The 15,922-nt window shown below is 33.6% G+C and carries 15 protein-coding genes and 1 tRNA gene; 2 read left to right on the top strand and 14 right to left on the bottom strand.

Going from position 1 to position 15,922, the window contains the following annotated elements:
* Positions 1-154: 154 nt before the first annotated feature.
* The 10 genes from LXH21_RS01600 to LXH21_RS01555 all read right to left on the bottom strand — a co-directional run bounded on the left by LXH21_RS01600 (position 155) and on the right by LXH21_RS01555 (position 10,373).
* Entirely contained in the window at positions 155-1,648 is a 1,494-nt protein-coding gene (locus LXH21_RS01600) for a class I SAM-dependent DNA methyltransferase (protein WP_239862148.1), read from the bottom strand.
* A complete protein-coding gene (locus LXH21_RS01595; RefSeq protein WP_239862146.1) occupies positions 1,645-2,916 on the bottom strand; it encodes a hypothetical protein in 1,272 nt (423 codons plus the stop codon). Before LXH21_RS01595 ends, LXH21_RS01600 begins: the two co-directional genes overlap by 4 nt.
* An 11-nt stretch (positions 2,917-2,927) precedes the next feature.
* Positions 2,928-3,428, bottom strand: coding sequence for a hypothetical protein (locus LXH21_RS01590; protein ID WP_239862145.1), 501 nt, complete (start codon positions 3,426-3,428; stop codon positions 2,928-2,930).
* Positions 3,429-3,432: 4 nt separating this feature from the next.
* Positions 3,433-3,915 carry a DUF6946 family protein gene (locus LXH21_RS01585; RefSeq protein WP_239862144.1) on the bottom strand — a complete coding sequence of 161 codons (483 nt, stop codon included), beginning with the start codon at positions 3,913-3,915 and terminating at the stop codon, positions 3,433-3,435.
* Positions 3,894-4,190: a DUF6946 family protein gene (locus LXH21_RS01580; RefSeq protein WP_239862142.1), complete on the bottom strand. Its 297-nt coding sequence runs from the start codon at positions 4,188-4,190 to the stop codon at positions 3,894-3,896. The genes LXH21_RS01585 and LXH21_RS01580 overlap by 22 nt, the downstream gene beginning before the upstream one ends.
* A 17-nt stretch (positions 4,191-4,207) precedes the next feature.
* A complete protein-coding gene (locus LXH21_RS01575) occupies positions 4,208-5,410 on the bottom strand; it encodes a restriction endonuclease subunit S (protein ID WP_239862141.1) in 1,203 nt (400 codons plus the stop codon).
* A 532-nt stretch (positions 5,411-5,942) separates the two neighbouring features.
* On the bottom strand, positions 5,943-6,404 hold the full coding sequence (gene tnpA / locus LXH21_RS01570) for an IS200/IS605 family transposase (RefSeq protein WP_239862139.1): 462 nt from the start codon (positions 6,402-6,404) through the stop codon (positions 5,943-5,945).
* 2 nt (positions 6,405-6,406) lie between these two features.
* The gene (locus LXH21_RS01565; protein ID WP_239862137.1) at positions 6,407-6,691 is read right to left on the bottom strand and encodes a hypothetical protein; all 285 of its coding nucleotides are present in this window, start codon (positions 6,689-6,691) and stop codon (positions 6,407-6,409) included.
* A gap of 9 nt (positions 6,692-6,700) precedes the next feature.
* On the bottom strand, positions 6,701-9,496 hold the full coding sequence (locus LXH21_RS01560; RefSeq protein WP_239862135.1) for a type I restriction endonuclease subunit R: 2,796 nt from the start codon (positions 9,494-9,496) through the stop codon (positions 6,701-6,703).
* 803 nt (positions 9,497-10,299) lie between these two features.
* A tRNA-Met gene (locus LXH21_RS01555) sits at positions 10,300-10,373 on the bottom strand.
* Between the two features lie 152 nt (positions 10,374-10,525).
* Here LXH21_RS01555 and LXH21_RS01550 point away from each other — a divergent pair.
* Complete coding sequence (locus LXH21_RS01550) at positions 10,526-10,918, top strand: START-like domain-containing protein (protein WP_239862133.1); 393 nt, start codon at positions 10,526-10,528, stop codon at positions 10,916-10,918.
* Between the two features lie 55 nt (positions 10,919-10,973).
* Positions 10,974-11,825, top strand: a complete 852-nt coding sequence (locus LXH21_RS01545; RefSeq protein WP_239862131.1) for an aminotransferase class IV — start codon at positions 10,974-10,976, stop codon at positions 11,823-11,825.
* Positions 11,826-11,946: 121 nt separating this feature from the next.
* Here LXH21_RS01545 and LXH21_RS01540 read toward each other — a convergent pair whose 3' ends face one another.
* The 4 genes from LXH21_RS01540 to LXH21_RS01525 form a co-directional block, all read right to left on the bottom strand.
* Entirely contained in the window at positions 11,947-12,507 is a 561-nt protein-coding gene (locus LXH21_RS01540) for a YqgE/AlgH family protein (protein ID WP_239862129.1), read from the bottom strand.
* 122 nt (positions 12,508-12,629) lie between these two features.
* A complete protein-coding gene (locus LXH21_RS01535) occupies positions 12,630-12,902 on the bottom strand; it encodes an HU family DNA-binding protein (protein ID WP_239862127.1) in 273 nt (90 codons plus the stop codon).
* Between the two features lie 176 nt (positions 12,903-13,078).
* Complete coding sequence (gene fmt / locus LXH21_RS01530) at positions 13,079-14,026, bottom strand: methionyl-tRNA formyltransferase (RefSeq protein WP_239862125.1); 948 nt, start codon at positions 14,024-14,026, stop codon at positions 13,079-13,081.
* Positions 14,026-15,921 carry a RecQ family ATP-dependent DNA helicase gene (locus LXH21_RS01525; RefSeq protein WP_239862123.1) on the bottom strand — a complete coding sequence of 632 codons (1,896 nt, stop codon included), beginning with the start codon at positions 15,919-15,921 and terminating at the stop codon, positions 14,026-14,028. The genes fmt and LXH21_RS01525 overlap by 1 nt, the downstream gene beginning before the upstream one ends.
* Between the last annotated feature and the right edge of the window lies 1 nt (position 15,922).

The following is a 15,922-nucleotide window of genomic DNA, read 5'->3' as shown; positions in this document are numbered from 1 at the left end:
TAAAACAGTAATGTGATTTTACAATACAAATCTCTTTACTCAAAAACTCAAAGTTTCAGATAAAGTTAATATTCTCAGGGATTGTTTTCTTCTATCTGAAGTATCAAAATTATTTTAATTTAAAATAATGCTGTCAAATTGATATTGTATTTATCTACTTTAAACTAGCAATAATCGCCCTAAAACTAGCTAAACTAGCTTCTATATTTTCTACAATTTCCAATGCCAAAACATCAGGATCGGGTAGGTTATCCAAATCGGCTAAGGATTTATCTTTTAACCAAGTGATGTCTAAACTCGTTTTGTCGCGAGCCATGATTTCATCGTAGGTAAATGTTCTCCAACGACCTTCTGGATTGCTTTCGGCATTATAAGTTTCTTTTCGTTTGTGTCGGTTCTCTGGATTATACAGTTGTATAAAATCGTTTAAATCACTTAGTTTTAATGGATTTTTCTTTAACGTGTGATGCACATTCGTTCTATAATCATATACCCAAGTTTCTTTGGTCCAAGCTTCTTTACTGGATGGTTTTCCATCAAAGAACAAAACGTTGGCTTTTACTCCATTGGCATAGAAAATACCTGTTGGTAAACGTAAAATGGTATGTAAATCCATAGTTTCTAATAGTTTTTTACGCACGGTTTCACCCACACCACCTTCAAACAAAACATTATCAGGCAATACAACCGCAGCTTGACCTGTGGTTTTTAGCATCGTGCGAATGTGTTGCACAAAGTTCAACTGTTTGTTGCTCGTTGTTACCCAAAAATCCTGACGGTTATAGGTCAACTCTTCTTTTTCTTGTTCACCTGCTTCATTGGTGAAGGTCATGCTGCTTTTTTTACCAAAAGGCGGATTGGCCAAGATATAATCGAAGCGTGTTCCTGCATCCGTAATCAAGGAGTCATTAGGCGAAATAAAATTATCCGAATCGATATCTCCTATGTTATGCAAAAACAAATTCATCAACGCCAGTCGTCTGGTGCTTGCCACAATCTCGTTACCAAAAAAGGTTTCGTATTTCAAGAATTGCTTGGCTTCTTTGTCTAAATCTCGATTATCTACCAGCCAATCATAAGCCGCAAGGAAAAAACCTCCCGTACCACAAGCAGGATCGGCAATAGTTTTTAAAGGTTCTGGACGCAAACATTCTACCATCGCCTTGATTAATGGGCGAGGGGTGAAGTACTGACCAGCTCCACTTTTAGTATCCTCGGCATTTTTTTCTAGTAAGCCTTCGTAAATATCGCCTTTGTCTTTCACGCCCATCAGAATCCAGTTCTCGGCATTGATAAGCGCAATCAGTTTATATAACTTGGCGGGATCTTGTATTTTGTTTTGGCTTTTGACAAATATTTGCCCCAAGATGCCTTTTTCTTTGGCGAGTTCTCGTAGCATGATGTTGTAATGCGACTCTAGCTCTGTACCACTTTTGGTTATCAAGGTGTCCCAAGCGAAGTCCGTAGGGATTGCCATGGGTCTATTGTGTGGCGGTTTGCTGTATTCGTCTGCCATTTTCAGGAATAACAAATAGGTTAATTGCTCTAAATAGTCACCATAGCCCACACCATCGTCTCTTAGGGTTTGACAAAATGCCCATACTTTACTAACTATACTAGATGTGTTTGCTGAATTATCTTTGCTCATTTTATTATTTCTATAAATTTGGCTTCTTTATTAAAAGCACAGTATTGTATATATTTAATCTTTAATTTTAAATTTGATTTTAATCGTTTTATATATTCTAATTGCTCATTTGTAATTACACTTGGAGCAACAATGACCAGTTCTTTTATTTTAAAATTATCGTACCACAAAGAATAATCTAAAAGTTGTCCTATTGCTTCTCGAACATTATTTCGAGTATTATGAGAAGTTTTAACTTCAAAAATAGTGAAAGATAAATCACTGTTTTTAACAACTAGATCGGCAATACTATCGCCAAAAAGTGTTTTTTCGATAGAAATATTACCTTTTCGTATGCTAAAATCAGGTTTCAGATGTACTTCTAAATCATCAATTATCTTAGCATGTAAGCCTTCAATAATACATTTCCTTGATTTCGTACTTCGTGTATGAGCGCTATTAATGTTTTTCCTTTTGCCAGGTTCAAATATAAAAGGTCTTTTTAGTAATTTATCTTGAATTAATGATTCAAGATTGTCATCTATTATATAAGCCTTGAATCTATTATATTTGTTACCGTTTTTTAATTCATTTATTAGATGTGGAGTGTCAAATATTTCAGCATCTTCCATTCTGAATCTAACTATTGGATAGAATTCCATTAGATTGAAATTTGCCACATCAGCATTTACATCTAACAATTCATTAGTCATTTCATTTTTGAAATTTTTAAAAACTTCAATTACTTTAGGTTCTAAATGGTCTTTATTTAATAACTCAATATCTTTAATTTCAGCAATTAATTTGCGTTCTTTTGTATGAGAGTCAATAGTAAAAAGATATGCTAAATCAATAAATTTTATATTATTTACTTCGGATAACCCTTTAATATATCCATACTGAAATCCATCAATATTATATCTTAAGTTAAACAACCATTCTTCAGCTCCAAAACCATATTGATTTTCATAAGCTGTATTAGAGTCACCTTGTCTTTTTAATGACCATCGATGCCCGCTAGGAGTTTCCCAATCATTTTTATTGGAAGTTATTCGTAATAATCTCTTTTCCTTTTTATTTAAGAATATAAGATTTTTTTCAATTCCGAAAATATCAGAGTTTTTTTTTATTATAGCAAGTATTTGATTTGTTGTTGGTTCTAAATTATCAGCAAATGTAGTCTTATGATTTTTGGTTGTAATGATATTATGGATTTGTTGTATATCTAAATTGTATTTAGATTTTCTTATAACTTCTTCTATAACTTCATTTAGTTTTTTATTATTCATTTGTATAATTTTTAAACCAACTCATTATTAAAAACCTTTTTCCTTATATCTTCTGCAATCTCCTTTGCTCCATCACAATTACTAAAATGAATCTCATTCTGAAACTTTGGCCAATAGCCAGACTTTTGGCGAATTAAATAAACCAATTCTCCTTCAATAGCTTCTATGAAATGTCTTTTAGAATCATATTCTTCATTAAAGACAACGACGCTAACAGTCAAATTTCGTTTTAGATTATTTACTTTGTCTAACCATTTGTAACCTTTATAACCGCCACGAGTCTTTTTATTCCTTATGAAATAATTAAAAGAAGTGCATCCTCTCTGAAATCTAGTTTTAATTGAAGTATATGCTTCTCCAACATATAAAAAATCATTTTCAAAATGAATAATATATAGTTTACGGCGTTCTTTTAGTAGTGCAATTCCATTATTTGGTAATAATGCTGTTTTGCAAGTGTTGTCTTCATTATCAATGAGTTTTAAATCATATTTTTCAAATGTATATTCCATAGATTTATATCTCAATCTCATATTTTCCAATCCACAAATCAATGTCACTGGATAAATACTCATTATTAGTTTCTATTTTAAAAGGTCCTAATAGCTCATTATTTTCAATATTAGCATCTTTTCCTTTAGTAAAAACACTCAAAAATTTATTTAAATCATCTTGATTCTTTATATGTTTATTATTTACTTTTTCAATAAAGGTTTGAACTAAGAAATAAGCAGATTTTGCTCCTTGCTTTTTAGCTTCGGCTATTGTACCCGCTACAGCAGTTAGCAATTGATATCTTAAATCAAGTTGATTATCATTTAATTCTCCAAAAAGAACAATTCTCAATTCATTAATTCTGTTAACTGCTTTTGAGGTTGGTTTTTCTAATTTCTTTTTTTCTGCCGCAGCTATTTGTTTTGATACTGTTTCTCCAAATGACTCATCAACTTTTGATTCAATTGAAATAACAATTTTATTCAAATCTTTATCTTCAGCCAATAACAATAAATCATGATTTCTACCATTTCGATAGGAGTCAAATCTGATTCATATTCAGGAAAACAAAATTTATATTTTAGTTGTTGCGCTTTAAGTATATCTTTAAAAGGTTGTGGTATTGTATGCAACCAATGTTTAGCTGTTTCTTTTGCACTTCGTCCATCTCTCCAATGCTTTAAGTTCGCTTTGGGAGGACACTCATAAAACCAATCTCGAATACTTTCTATTTTATTGATATTATCAATGTTTTTGCAACGAATCATTTTATCTATCATAATTTTGTTTTTTTACTTTAAACCAACTCCCCACTAAACGACTTTTTCAATATACTCTGTCTCAACGACTCTGCTTGTAGCAAACTTTGCACAATACTTTCCTCCATTTTATCCGCAACACTCAAACGGCTTTCGATTTCTTGAACGATTTGGTGTTGTTCTTTGATTGGTGGTAGTGATAATGGATAGCTTTTTAATTTTGTACCATTTATATTTGATTGATTAACACCAAAACTCCTAACCGAATTTCCATATTTTTTAGCTTCTTTAGAATTTAAATAATATGTGATAAATGCTGAATCAATCAGTTCCTCTTTTCTGTTTAATCTAATTAAATATCCAGCAAATATTGCAGGTCTTTCTCCTTTGTAAATTGCAGTTTTACCAACTAATTCAGCGCTATTTGTTCTATTAAAGAGCACATCATTTTTTTTTAATAAGTACTTTTCAATTTCTAAGTCATCATCCGAATAAACTAAATCACTCCAATCAAATATTCCATTTTGGATGTTTCCCATTCTTAGAACAGGAATTTTACCTTCTTTTTTTGATTTAGTTCCTGATCCATATTCAACATTATGACACACATCTCCAATAGTAACTATTTCCCACCCCTTCGGCAAAACTCCATCCTTCACATTCTCATTCGTCAACTTCCCTTCAAAAGCATATTTCAACACACTTTGTCTATAGGTTTTGAGTTGCAGTTGCGCGGTTTTTAAATCCTCGATGCCTTTGTCTAACTCGCTAAATAGTTCTTCTATTTTGGAGACTATAACGTGTTGGGTTTCTAGTGGGGGGAGAGGAATTTTAATTTTATTTAAATTTCCTTGAGTAAGTTTTGGTTGCGCTGTACCTGTTACAAACTGTGATATATTTAGTGAATTAAAATAATTACAAACATATTTATTTGTTGTAATTTCTTTTGATGATAAAACATGGGCATGATTGTTTACCCAAAACTTACCTGACACAATAAAAGCTAAATCCTTATTCTTGGTTAATAAATTTGCACCATCTTCGCCTATTAAGAGATATTCACCGTCAAATAGATAATCATCAATATAGTCTACAATTTCAGTTGCGCCATAATATCTATATTCTCCCTTTCTTTTTGATCTAACTACTTTACTAATTGGTTTTCTTTTTCCGTCATGATTGTTCATTATTTCTATTAAATTGAACAATTTCCAATCCTTCGGTAATTTATTATGTGTCATTAAAGTCAAATTGTTAATAAGTTTGGGTTATAGTCAAATAACCGTCAAATAAGAAATCTCAATAATACTGGGGTTTACGGCTAATTTTGTATTAAAAAAATAGTATGCTGTCAAATAAAACCTAGTCCTTATTTTAAAATTTATTATCTTATATGTATCGTTCCTACGGAACTTTATTTTTAGTTTATCTATTTTCAACGGATTAAAATCCGTTGTTACAAAATGGTTCATCCCTACGGGATTTATTCATTGTGTTTATCAGCCATTGGCTCGGTTTATTTTCTAATACTGGGCTTCCTTTTAGTTTATCTATTTTCAACGAATTAATCCCGATGCTTCGGGACGCTGTTACAAAATGTTTCATGCCTAAAGGATTTTTTCAGTATAAATAAGAGCCATCGGCTCGGAACATCTTGTAGGGCTGGACTTTAGTCCAGTTGGAATATCGAAAATCCATCATCAAAAAAGAGCCGTAGGCTCGGTGCATTTTGTTTAGTATTAAAGTCATTAGCATAAAGCTAAAATCAAATACTCATTTTAAATCCTCAAAAATATACCTTTCATCATAAGGGACTTCAAACTTATTCAAAAAAGCTAAATATTCTTCTTTAAATGATTGTTTTTTATGGTGGTTTTCTTGATTCACAATGTATTTATACACATTATCAATTTGGGAATGACTATATGAAAACACGCCATATCCTTCTTGCCATTCAAATCTGTTTTTTGTTAAATTATGGTCGTTTATATATTTAGATGATTTTGCTTTTACTGTTTTCATCAATTCAGATATTGAAACTACTGGTTTTAATCCTATTAAACAATGTACGTGGTCTTCAACTCCGTTGACAATTATGGTTTTACAACCTGTTTCATTTATTAAAGTTCCAATAACTCCCATGAGAGTTGTTTTCCATTCTTTGTTTATTACCGCATCACGGTATTTGACTGCAAAAACTGCTTGAACGTATAGTTGATGATAGGTATTTGCCATTTTTAATTAGTTAAGCAATTATCAATTCTTTTTTTAAGCCAATCTTTGTAATTCTGATCAATATTTATCCAGTAATGGGTAGAAGTTGTAAAAAGCGTAGCTAATTTTGTAGCAAATTCTTCTGTTATTACTTCTTTACTTTCTATGATTGTATGATACTGTTCATTTGAAATAGCTAATTTATCTAAGAATGAAACATTGGTCATATTTAGCACATCACATTGTTCTTGAATAAAATAATCGATCCCAAATTTTATCTTGGCAGTTGGTTTTTCTAACTTCATCATTATACTTTTTTAAGCAGCTAAAACCGCATTTAATTCATTAATAATCGCATCTGTTTCTTCGCCAAACAACTGCCACATTTTACTCAAACCGCCTTCGGCATTAAAAGGGCTTAGGTCAAAATCGTCACGGTCTATACAGAAACTATTGGCTACATAGTCTTTCATCATCCGCAACCATTGCATTTGAGGTTCGCTAAATTTCAAATTTCCCGCTTGTTTCTTGAACACCCAATCTTGGAAATTTTTGTCTACCGTTTTGTCGTAGCTAGTTAAAGTAGCATCAATTCCCACCACACGGCGTATTAGGGAAACCAAGGCAATCAGTTCACTTTTGGTCGAACCATTTGTTTTTTCTAATTGTTCATAAGCACGCCAAACGGCTAAGGGGGCTAATAATGGTTTCTCGGTTTTTAGTTTTTCGCTTAGGTCTTTTATCATTTTGTAGGTAAAAGTACGGTGGCGGTAGTCTTGGGCATAGAAAATTTGCAAAGCCGTGATTTCGTCTTTGTGGTTTTCGATCCACGTTTTAAAATCTTCTAGTATTGCGGAACTTGCCACATCGTGGTCTTTTACCCAGCCAATATTGGTAATCGTATCAATATTGACAACATCTATAATTTGATCCAGTTTTTTACGAATATCAATCACAAAATCACGTAGGTCGGGATTGTTAAAAACCGCTACAGCATCATCAATCATTTGTTGGGTTGCTTTTTCAATCGCTTTTTCAATTTCAATTGGAGGGAAACCACGCATTTCTCCTTTGACTTTTGTGGTATGACTTTCAACAATATCTGGATCATGAGCGTTTAATAACTTTTTCACCACTTGGTTGATGGTTAAATCATTGGCTTTTTCGGTGAATTCTATTTTATGTTTGTCTTGCAGCTGTTTCTCTAAGCGAATCAAACGGTTGGCAAGCGTACTCAACATCTCTTCGGAGGTGTTACCCATAGCCACGCTTGTAATTACATCTTTTAGAGAAACGCCTGGTGCTTTTTCCAAAGGTCGGCTATCTGTTTTTTGAGATTGCTCCACGCCAATAGCATCAATAATCACAAAATGGTCTTTGCTGAATTTGGCGGTCGGCGTTCCTTTGGCTTTCAATTCCTCAACAGAGCAGGTGCGTGTACCACGTCCTTTCATTTGTTCATAGTAGCTGCGACTTTTTACGTCACGCATGAACAACAATATTTCCAAAGGTCTGATGTCTGTTCCAGTGGCAATCATATCTACCGTTACCGCAATACGTGGGTAGTAATCATTTCGAAATTGTTGCAAAACGCTTTTGGGGTCTTCCTCAGAACGATAGGTTATTTTTTTGCAAAATTTATTTTCTTCGCCAAATTCCTCGCGAACAATATCAATAATGTCTTCAGCATGGCTATCGGTTTTGGCAAAAATCAACATCTTTGGAACTTCAAAGTCCGACAAGTCCCGACAAGTCCCTGCAAAACGATCAGGAAACATAGCGGGTAAATTATCTTTGGTAGCTTTGATAATCGTTCGAATTGTACTAGGGTTGACAATATCGCTATCCAACTTTTTACCACTATAAACTTCGTCTTCATCGAGCGCTTCCCAAAACTTTTTTCGGGTCAATCGTTCTCGTTTGTCTACTTTTTCCCCCATTTTAATCACGCTACCGTTTTTGGTGATTTCGGTTTCAATGGTAAATACATTATAAGGAACAAGAACCCCATCAATAACGGCTTTTTCATAACCGTAATCACAAACTAGATTTTGATTAAAATAACCAAAGGTTCGGTTGTCAGGAGTTGCCGTCAATCCAATTTGAAACACATCAAAATAATCCAATACTTGTTTCCAAAGATTGTAAATACTACGATGACATTCGTCAATAACTACAAAATCAAAAAACTCAATCGGCACTTTTTCATTGTACCCAACTGGAACGGGGTCTTTTGGAATAAATTGACTTTCATTTGGGTTTTCTTCTTCGGCACTTTCATCCAAGTCTGTTTCTTTTAATATAGAATACATCCTTTGAATGGTACTAATATAAACTTGGGAATCATTAGGAATAAACGAACTGTTTAAACGGGTAACCCCATATAATTCGGTAAATAATCTATTGTCTTCATTGGCGGTAAAAGCACGAAATTCACTTTCGGCTTGTTCACCTAAGTTTTTGGTGTCTACCAAAAATAAAATACGTTTGGCTTTGGCATATTTAAGCAGGCGGTAGATAAAAGTAATTGCCGTAAAGGTTTTTCCAGAACCTGTTGCCATTTGTATCAAGGCTTTTGGTCGTTGGTCTTTAAACGATTTTTCTACATTAGTAATGGCTGTTACTTGACAATCTCGCAAACCATCCTCAGGTAAAGTCGGTAAATGATGCAAACGAGCACGTAATGTTTCGTTTTGGCTCAACCATTGTAAAAAAGTTTCTGGACGGTGAAAGGTAAATACATTTCTAGAGCGTGGTTTAGGGTCTCTATAATCCGTAAAACGAGTCACCTCACCTGTACTTTCATACACAAAAGGCAAAGGGTCGTTATTTAATAAACGCAGTTTAGCATTGGCATATTGCGAAGACTGTTCTTCAACAGTTGTTAACCGTAAACCTTCTTCTTCCCGTTTGGCTTCGATTATACCAATAGGTTTTTTATCTATAAATAAAACGTAATCAGCTGGTCCAATATCCGTTTGATATTCCCGAATAGCAACACCCAAGCCAGCCGCAAGATTGAATCTCTTCTTGTCTTGAATAACCCATCCACAAGCAATGATCTGCTTGTCAATGTTATCACGTGCTATTTGTTCGGGATTTTGGTTAAGCATTTAATTACATTAGCCGATTAATCAGCACTAAAGATATTAATTTACAGGTAAATTTCTTCTTTAATGGCTGTGAAAGCACTAAAATTCTTTCGAAAACAATAATAATGAAAATTATATGAATAACATTACGGTAATACGTATTTACGGATTTTATTTCGAATAAAATGTATAGATGATGATAGAGGGCATAAAAACCAAATCATGATATGGGATTTTATCGCAGTAAACTCGAATAATCATCGGTTAGCTTCGCATCAATATCAAAAAGGTGTTTTCTAAGATTTTAATAATTTGATGTCCTGTGAATCTCATCAAGATTCCATTCTTTCTATAAAGCTTCTTCTGTTTCTAATTTGGACAGAGTAGACCATCTTTTTATATCCACATTTCTAGTGTAAATATAAGGTCCAGAATAATTAGATTTCATAGGCAAATCGTGTACGTTTAAAAAAGCATTAAAAGTTTAGGCATAGAAAAAGGATTGTTTTCCCTAATCATTAATTTTTAGAATTTTAATTTCTTAGCGAGTTCGCTGAGGTTGGTGAATTCTTGTCCGTCGAGGCAATTATAAATATTTACATGACTGAAATATCGGTAATTCGTTAAAACTTTATTCCGATTAATCACCCTCAGTCAATTGATAATTAAGGATTTGTTTTTGTAGCAATTTTAACGCGGCGAATAAACTCGTGACCCATTCAGCTAGTACGTTTATTTTCAAAACTTAGAATATTTCAAATTCCAAGCAGACTTTACACCAATAAAAAACCCTTAATCAATTGATGATTAAGGGTTTGTTTTTGTAGCGAGAACGAGATTTGAACTCGTGACCTCAGGGTTATGAATCCTGCGCTCTAACCGACTGAGCTACCTCGCCAAAATGCAACGATCGGCTGTTGTTCGTTGCGGGTGCAAATATAAAACTTTTATTAAAGCACACAAGCAAAAAGTGAAGAAAAAAAAATATTTTTGAAAACGTTTTTTTTTCGAACATATAATGTATATATTCGAAAAAAATTAAATTACCTCATGGATCAGAAAGTACGTTACGAAATTGAGTTTCCAATTAATTCATCTCCACAGTTATTGTACCAATATATCTCGACGCCTTCTGGTTTGTCTGAGTGGTTTGCAGACAATGTGAATTCTCGTGGTGAGTATTTTACGTTTATCTGGAATGATTCAGAAGAAAAAGCAAGATTGGCATCTAAGAAATCAGGAGAAAAAGTGAAGTTCAAGTGGGTTGATGACAACAATAAAGACACTGATACTTTTTTTGAAATTCATATTTTGGTTGATGAGTTGACTAAAGATGTTTCTCTTATGGTAGTAGATTTTGCTGAGGAAGACGAAATTGATGAAGCAAAGTTACTATGGGAAAATCAAATCTCTGATTTAAAACATCTACTAGGTTCTGTCTAGTATAATAGTATATTATAACTTATATTTGCCCTGAACAAAATTCAGGGCTTTTTTTATGATTAATTTTAATGGTACAATGGTGGCAGATGATGCCAATATCTTAACGCAAAACCGCGGTTTTTTATACGGAGATGCAGTTTTTGAAACAGTAAAAATAGTAAAGGGAAGCATTCTCTTTTTAGAAGATCATTATTTTCGATTAATGTCATCTATGCGTGTCGTGCGTATGGAGATTCCGATGAATTTTACCATGGAATATTTAGAGGAATTGTTGCTTTCCGTTGCAGATGCAAACAATATTCTAGATTCGGCGAGAGTGAGAATAACCGTTTATCGAAATGATGGAGGTTATTATTTACCAACTACAAATGATGTTTCTTATTTAATTCATGCAACGGCTCTAGAGCAACAACAATATAGTGTAAGTTCAGATGCATATGAAGTAGATCTGTTCAAAGATTTTTACATTACGAAACAATTACTGTCTTCGATTAAAACAACCAACAGAATCCTTAATACGACGGCTAGTATTTTTGCTTTCGAAAATGCATTAGACAATTGTCTGCTATTAAATGATAGTAAAAATGTTGTTGAAGCAATACAGGGAAATATCTTTATGCGTATTGGGACTAAGTTAATCACGCCACCAGTTTCAGAAGGCTGTTTAAACGGTGTTATGCGCAAGCAAATACTAGCATTAGCGAAAAAAACTGCTACTATAGAAATGGTAGAAGAAGTTATTTCACCATTTGATCTTCAAAAGGCAGATGAAATATTTATTACAAATGTCATTAAAGGAATTCAGCCAATCACAAAATATAGGAAGAAGAATTTTAATTCTGATTTGGCCAATGAATTGGTAGAAAGATTGAATGAGCAAATTTTGCCGAACTATGTGGTAAAATAAGCAAAGTTAGAGTGAAGTAATACTAATTGCATTTCTGAGAATAGAGAATTATAACATACAAAGGTGAAACAGCAATTATCAAAATAATTCTGTTTGACCTTTTGTTTTTAGAAGTGATACTTTAATTCAAATAAGGGTTTTCAGGTGCATTAGACCAAATTAGGTAATCACCACCTAATTCTTTGATTTGATCTTTCCAAAAATGTGTAGAAGATTTACCAATGATCTTATTTTTATAGATATTTCGAGTAACAATCCATGAATTTGCATTCATTTCTGTTTCCAATTGGTTTTCATGCCAGCCTGAATATCCAAGAAAAAAACGAATGTTTTCTTTTGTGATGGTTCCTTGGTTAATTAAATGCTTGGCAGATTCAAAATCGCCTCCCCAATAAATACCATTTGAAATTTCGACACTATTTGGAATTAATTCTGGAATGTTGTGGATGAAATACAGATTGTCTTGCTCTACTGGACCACCATTGTAAATCTTAAATTTGGAGTCAATATCTGGTACAAGGTCATTAATTGTATATTTCAGCGGTTTATTGATGATAAATCCTACTGATCCTTCTTTGTCGTGATCTGCTAATAATATTACAGATCTATTGAATGATAAATCTCCAATTATAGAAGGCTCAGATATAAGTAGTTGTCCTTTTATTAATTTTTCTGAAATCATATTACTGTAATTTTTTATTAAATTTAAGAAAAAAAATAAAAAAAAACCAAATTTTCTTATCTAAATGTAAAAAAAAAACCCTCCATACGGAAGGTTTTGTTTCTATAAGTGTGAAAACTTGATTAGTTTACAGCTCCTTCTAATTCTGCACCAGCTTTAAATTTTACAACATTTTTAGCAGCAATTTGGATAGTTTTTCCTGTTTGAGGATTTCTTCCATCTCTTGCAGCTCTCGCTGATACTGACCATGATCCAAAACCTACTAGAGATACTTTACCTCCTTTTTTTAACGTACCACTTACGTTACCTAAAAATGATTCTAAAGCTAATTTTGCAGCTGCTTTAGTAATTCCTGCGTCTGCAGCGATAGCATCGATTAATTCTGACTTGTTCATAATATGAAGTTATTAATTGTTGGTTAATGAATTCTTTCTATACAAATTTAGCAGGAAATACCTAGCATGCAAGCGTTTTGGATAATTTCAGAGCCATTTGTTAATAACTTAACTTTTTTGTTTATAAATAAGCTTGTTTTTATTGGGAAAGGTGTAGTGTTCAGTGTTTTTGCGGGTTATAAGGCTCTTGCTTCACCTGAAAAGCTTATTCCGTTAAGAAGGTCTGCGCTAGACATTCGCTTCTTTCCAGGGAATTGCAAGCTTACGATCTCTATGTAACCGCCTTTGACAGCGACCCTTATTGATTTTTTAGTACAAATAATGCTGCCAGTTTTCAATTCATGCGCCTCTTCAATTAAATTGGACTCATAAATTTTTACATTCCACTCTTCATTTTTGTCAGATAATATACTCCATGCTGCGGGATAAGGACTTAATCCTCTAATGTGATCGTGTATGGCTCTTGCCGGTTTGGACCAATCTATCTTGCAATTTTCTTTATTCAGTTTATAAGCTGTTTTTGTTTCAGTAGAATCTTCTTGTATGGTAGTTGTTACATTTCCTTTTTCGATCAAAGCTAAAGTATCGATTACAGTTGTACTACCTATGTGCATCAAACGGTCGTGCAGTTGACCTGCATTCTCATTTGGATCTATGGTAGTTTCTGCATTGATAATCATCGCTCCGGTATCGATTTTGTCATCAATAAAAAAGGTTGTTACTCCCGTTTTTTGTTCGCCATTAATAATAGCCCAGTTTATGGGTGCAGCACCACGATAATTAGGTAGGAGTGAAGCATGTAGATTAAAGGTACCGAAAGCGGGCATCTCCCAAACTACTTTTGGCAACATTCTAAAAGCGACTACCATTTGTAGGTTAGCATCAAGACTCTTTAATTCGGATAAAAATACCTCGTCTTTCAAATTGGTGGGCTGTAACAATTTAAGATCATGTTTTAAAGCATATTCTTTTACAGCAGAATATTTTATTTTTTGTCCGCGGCCAGCAGGTTTATCTGCGGCTGTAATAACGCCCACCACGGTATAGTTGTTTTGTATAATAGTATCAAGGATCCCTACTGCAAATTCAGGAGTTCCCATAAAGACAATTCGTAATTTTTCCATTATGATTTTAAGATATAGGTATTGTTTGCTTGTACGGCTATTTGCTCATTGGCTAGCAGTTCTTGTAATACAAAGATAAGAGTGTCCGAGCTAGTATTTAGTCTGTTTTGCAAATCTCTTGAGGATAATTCTTCATTCTCTAAAAGTGCAATGATTTTATTCGAAAGAGATTTTAAGTCTTTTGATTTTGGTTTTTTGGCGATGCAATAAGAGCAGATACCACAGTTATCAGAATCTTTTTCACCAAAATAAGCTAAAATTAATTTGCTCTTGCAAGTGTTGTCTTCCTTTACATAATGCAAAACCGATTTTAATTGTGCCCTTTTTAAGTCGTTTTGCTTTTCCAGGTATTTCGAAACGCGGCTTATAGTGCGTTCATCCTCTCTAATTTCGTTAAATGTTAAGGAGGCATCATTATTTTTCGAATGAAAATCAATTATTTGCTTTTCATGCAGTTTATCGAGAACATTCAATACTTGCTTTTCAGTTTTATTTGATTTTTTGGCAATCAATGCGCTGTTAAACGCTGTTTCCATTTCGTATACGCCCGGATAGGTGCGTAAAATGGCAAGCATAATTTCTTCATCATGTGGATTTAAACTCAAATAACGCAGTACTTCCTTGGATGTAATGATAAACTGTAAGCTTATCTTTGCCGAGAATTCTTGAGTCATCGTCAAAATTCCTTGGCGGTCTAGAAATTGGATAGCATTATAGGTTTTAAGAACGGGAAAATTATATTTGATGCAAAAGTGATTTAGATTAAAGCTGAACTTCTCATCAATTCCTTCGCCATATGCTATTTGAAAATAGGTGTTTAATTTGCGATAGACAGCGTTCAAGAAATCTTTGTCTGCCAAATTTTTTACAAATTGATTCTCTGCTTGAATACTGTCCGATGGGCTTGAGAGCAGCACAGCAAAAGCTTTCTCTCCATTTCGACCTGCTCTACCTGCTTCTTGATAGTAATTCTCCATGTTCTCAGGGAGCTGTATGTGTATGACAGTTTTTACATTTGCTTTGTCGATCCCCATTCCAAACGCATTGGTAGCGACTATTACTTGCGCTTTCTCCTCCATCCACAGTTGCATGTTTTTGTCCTTTACTTTTGTAGTAAGTCCTCCATGATAAAAAGTGGACTTAAATCCTAATGATTGTAAATGAGAGGAAATTTCCAAACATGATTTTCTATTTCGAACATAAATAATAGAAGGCTGCGGGTTTTTCTTTAAAATTTGTTCAATCTTAAAAAGTTTGTCCTCTGCTTCAAAAACCATGTAAGCAATGTTTTTTCTCGAAAAAGACTGTTGGTATAAAACAGGTTTTTCCAATGCCAAATCATTGATAATATCTTCTCTCACGCGTGGAGTTGCAGATGCCGTTAATGCCAAAAAAGGAACAGTAGGGAAGTGGGTTTTTAGTTTCGAAATTTTTAAATAAGCAGGTCTAAAGTCATGTCCCCATTGGGATACACAATGTGCTTCGTCGATAGCGATTAAATTTATATCGAGATTCTTGATGCGCTCCATAATCCAATCAGATTGCAAACGCTCAGGAGAAAGGTATAAAAATTTATAATTTCCAAACTGGCAATTGTCAAGGAGATCTATCATTTCGTTTGATTTGATTCCCCCTGTCAACGCAATCGCTTTAATATCGCGACTTTGCAAATTGGCCACTTGGTCCTTCATCAAAGCAACAAGTGGAGAAACAACCAAACACATTCCTTTGTTTATCATGGCGGGAACCTGAAAACAAATTGATTTTCCACCACCAGTCGGTAGTAAAGCAAAAGCATCTTTTCCGCTTAAAACAGTATCGATGATATCATTTTGAAGCGGTCTGAAATTATCGTGTTTCCAATATTTTTTAAGAATTTCTAATGCTTCAGACATA

It is taken from the genome of Flavobacterium algicola, assembly GCF_022399565.1.
GTDB classification, from domain to species: Bacteria; Bacteroidota; Bacteroidia; order Flavobacteriales; family Flavobacteriaceae; genus Flavobacterium; species Flavobacterium algicola.
The sequence above is the reverse complement of the archived record's forward strand: the minus strand, read 5'-3'. Positions and strand labels throughout refer to the sequence as shown.

Bases quoted from the DNA above. Each gene is read 5' to 3' on its own strand.
- LXH21_RS01600 (WP_239862148.1), bottom strand. From the start codon at position 1,648: ATGAGCAAAGATAATTCAGCAAACACATCTAGTATAGTTAGTAAAGTA.
- LXH21_RS01595 (WP_239862146.1), bottom strand. From the start codon at position 2,916: ATGAATAATAAAAAACTAAATGAAGTTATAGAAGAAGTTATAAGAAAA.
- LXH21_RS01590 (WP_239862145.1), bottom strand. From the start codon at position 3,428: ATGGAATATACATTTGAAAAATATGATTTAAAACTCATTGATAATGAA.
- LXH21_RS01580 (WP_239862142.1), bottom strand. From the start codon at position 4,190: ATGATAGATAAAATGATTCGTTGCAAAAACATTGATAATATCAATAAA.
- LXH21_RS01575 (WP_239862141.1), bottom strand. From the start codon at position 5,410: ATGACACATAATAAATTACCGAAGGATTGGAAATTGTTCAATTTAATA.
- tnpA (WP_239862139.1), bottom strand. From the start codon at position 6,404: ATGGCAAATACCTATCATCAACTATACGTTCAAGCAGTTTTTGCAGTC.
- LXH21_RS01565 (WP_239862137.1), bottom strand. From the start codon at position 6,691: ATGATGAAGTTAGAAAAACCAACTGCCAAGATAAAATTTGGGATCGAT.
- LXH21_RS01560 (WP_239862135.1), bottom strand. From the start codon at position 9,496: ATGCTTAACCAAAATCCCGAACAAATAGCACGTGATAACATTGACAAG.
- LXH21_RS01550 (WP_239862133.1), top strand. From the start codon at position 10,526: ATGGATCAGAAAGTACGTTACGAAATTGAGTTTCCAATTAATTCATCT.
- LXH21_RS01545 (WP_239862131.1), top strand. From the start codon at position 10,974: ATGATTAATTTTAATGGTACAATGGTGGCAGATGATGCCAATATCTTA.
- LXH21_RS01540 (WP_239862129.1), bottom strand. From the start codon at position 12,507: ATGATTTCAGAAAAATTAATAAAAGGACAACTACTTATATCTGAGCCT.
- LXH21_RS01535 (WP_239862127.1), bottom strand. From the start codon at position 12,902: ATGAACAAGTCAGAATTAATCGATGCTATCGCTGCAGACGCAGGAATT.
- fmt (WP_239862125.1), bottom strand. From the start codon at position 14,026: ATGGAAAAATTACGAATTGTCTTTATGGGAACTCCTGAATTTGCAGTA.
- LXH21_RS01525 (WP_239862123.1), bottom strand. From the start codon at position 15,921: ATGTCTGAAGCATTAGAAATTCTTAAAAAATATTGGAAACACGATAAT.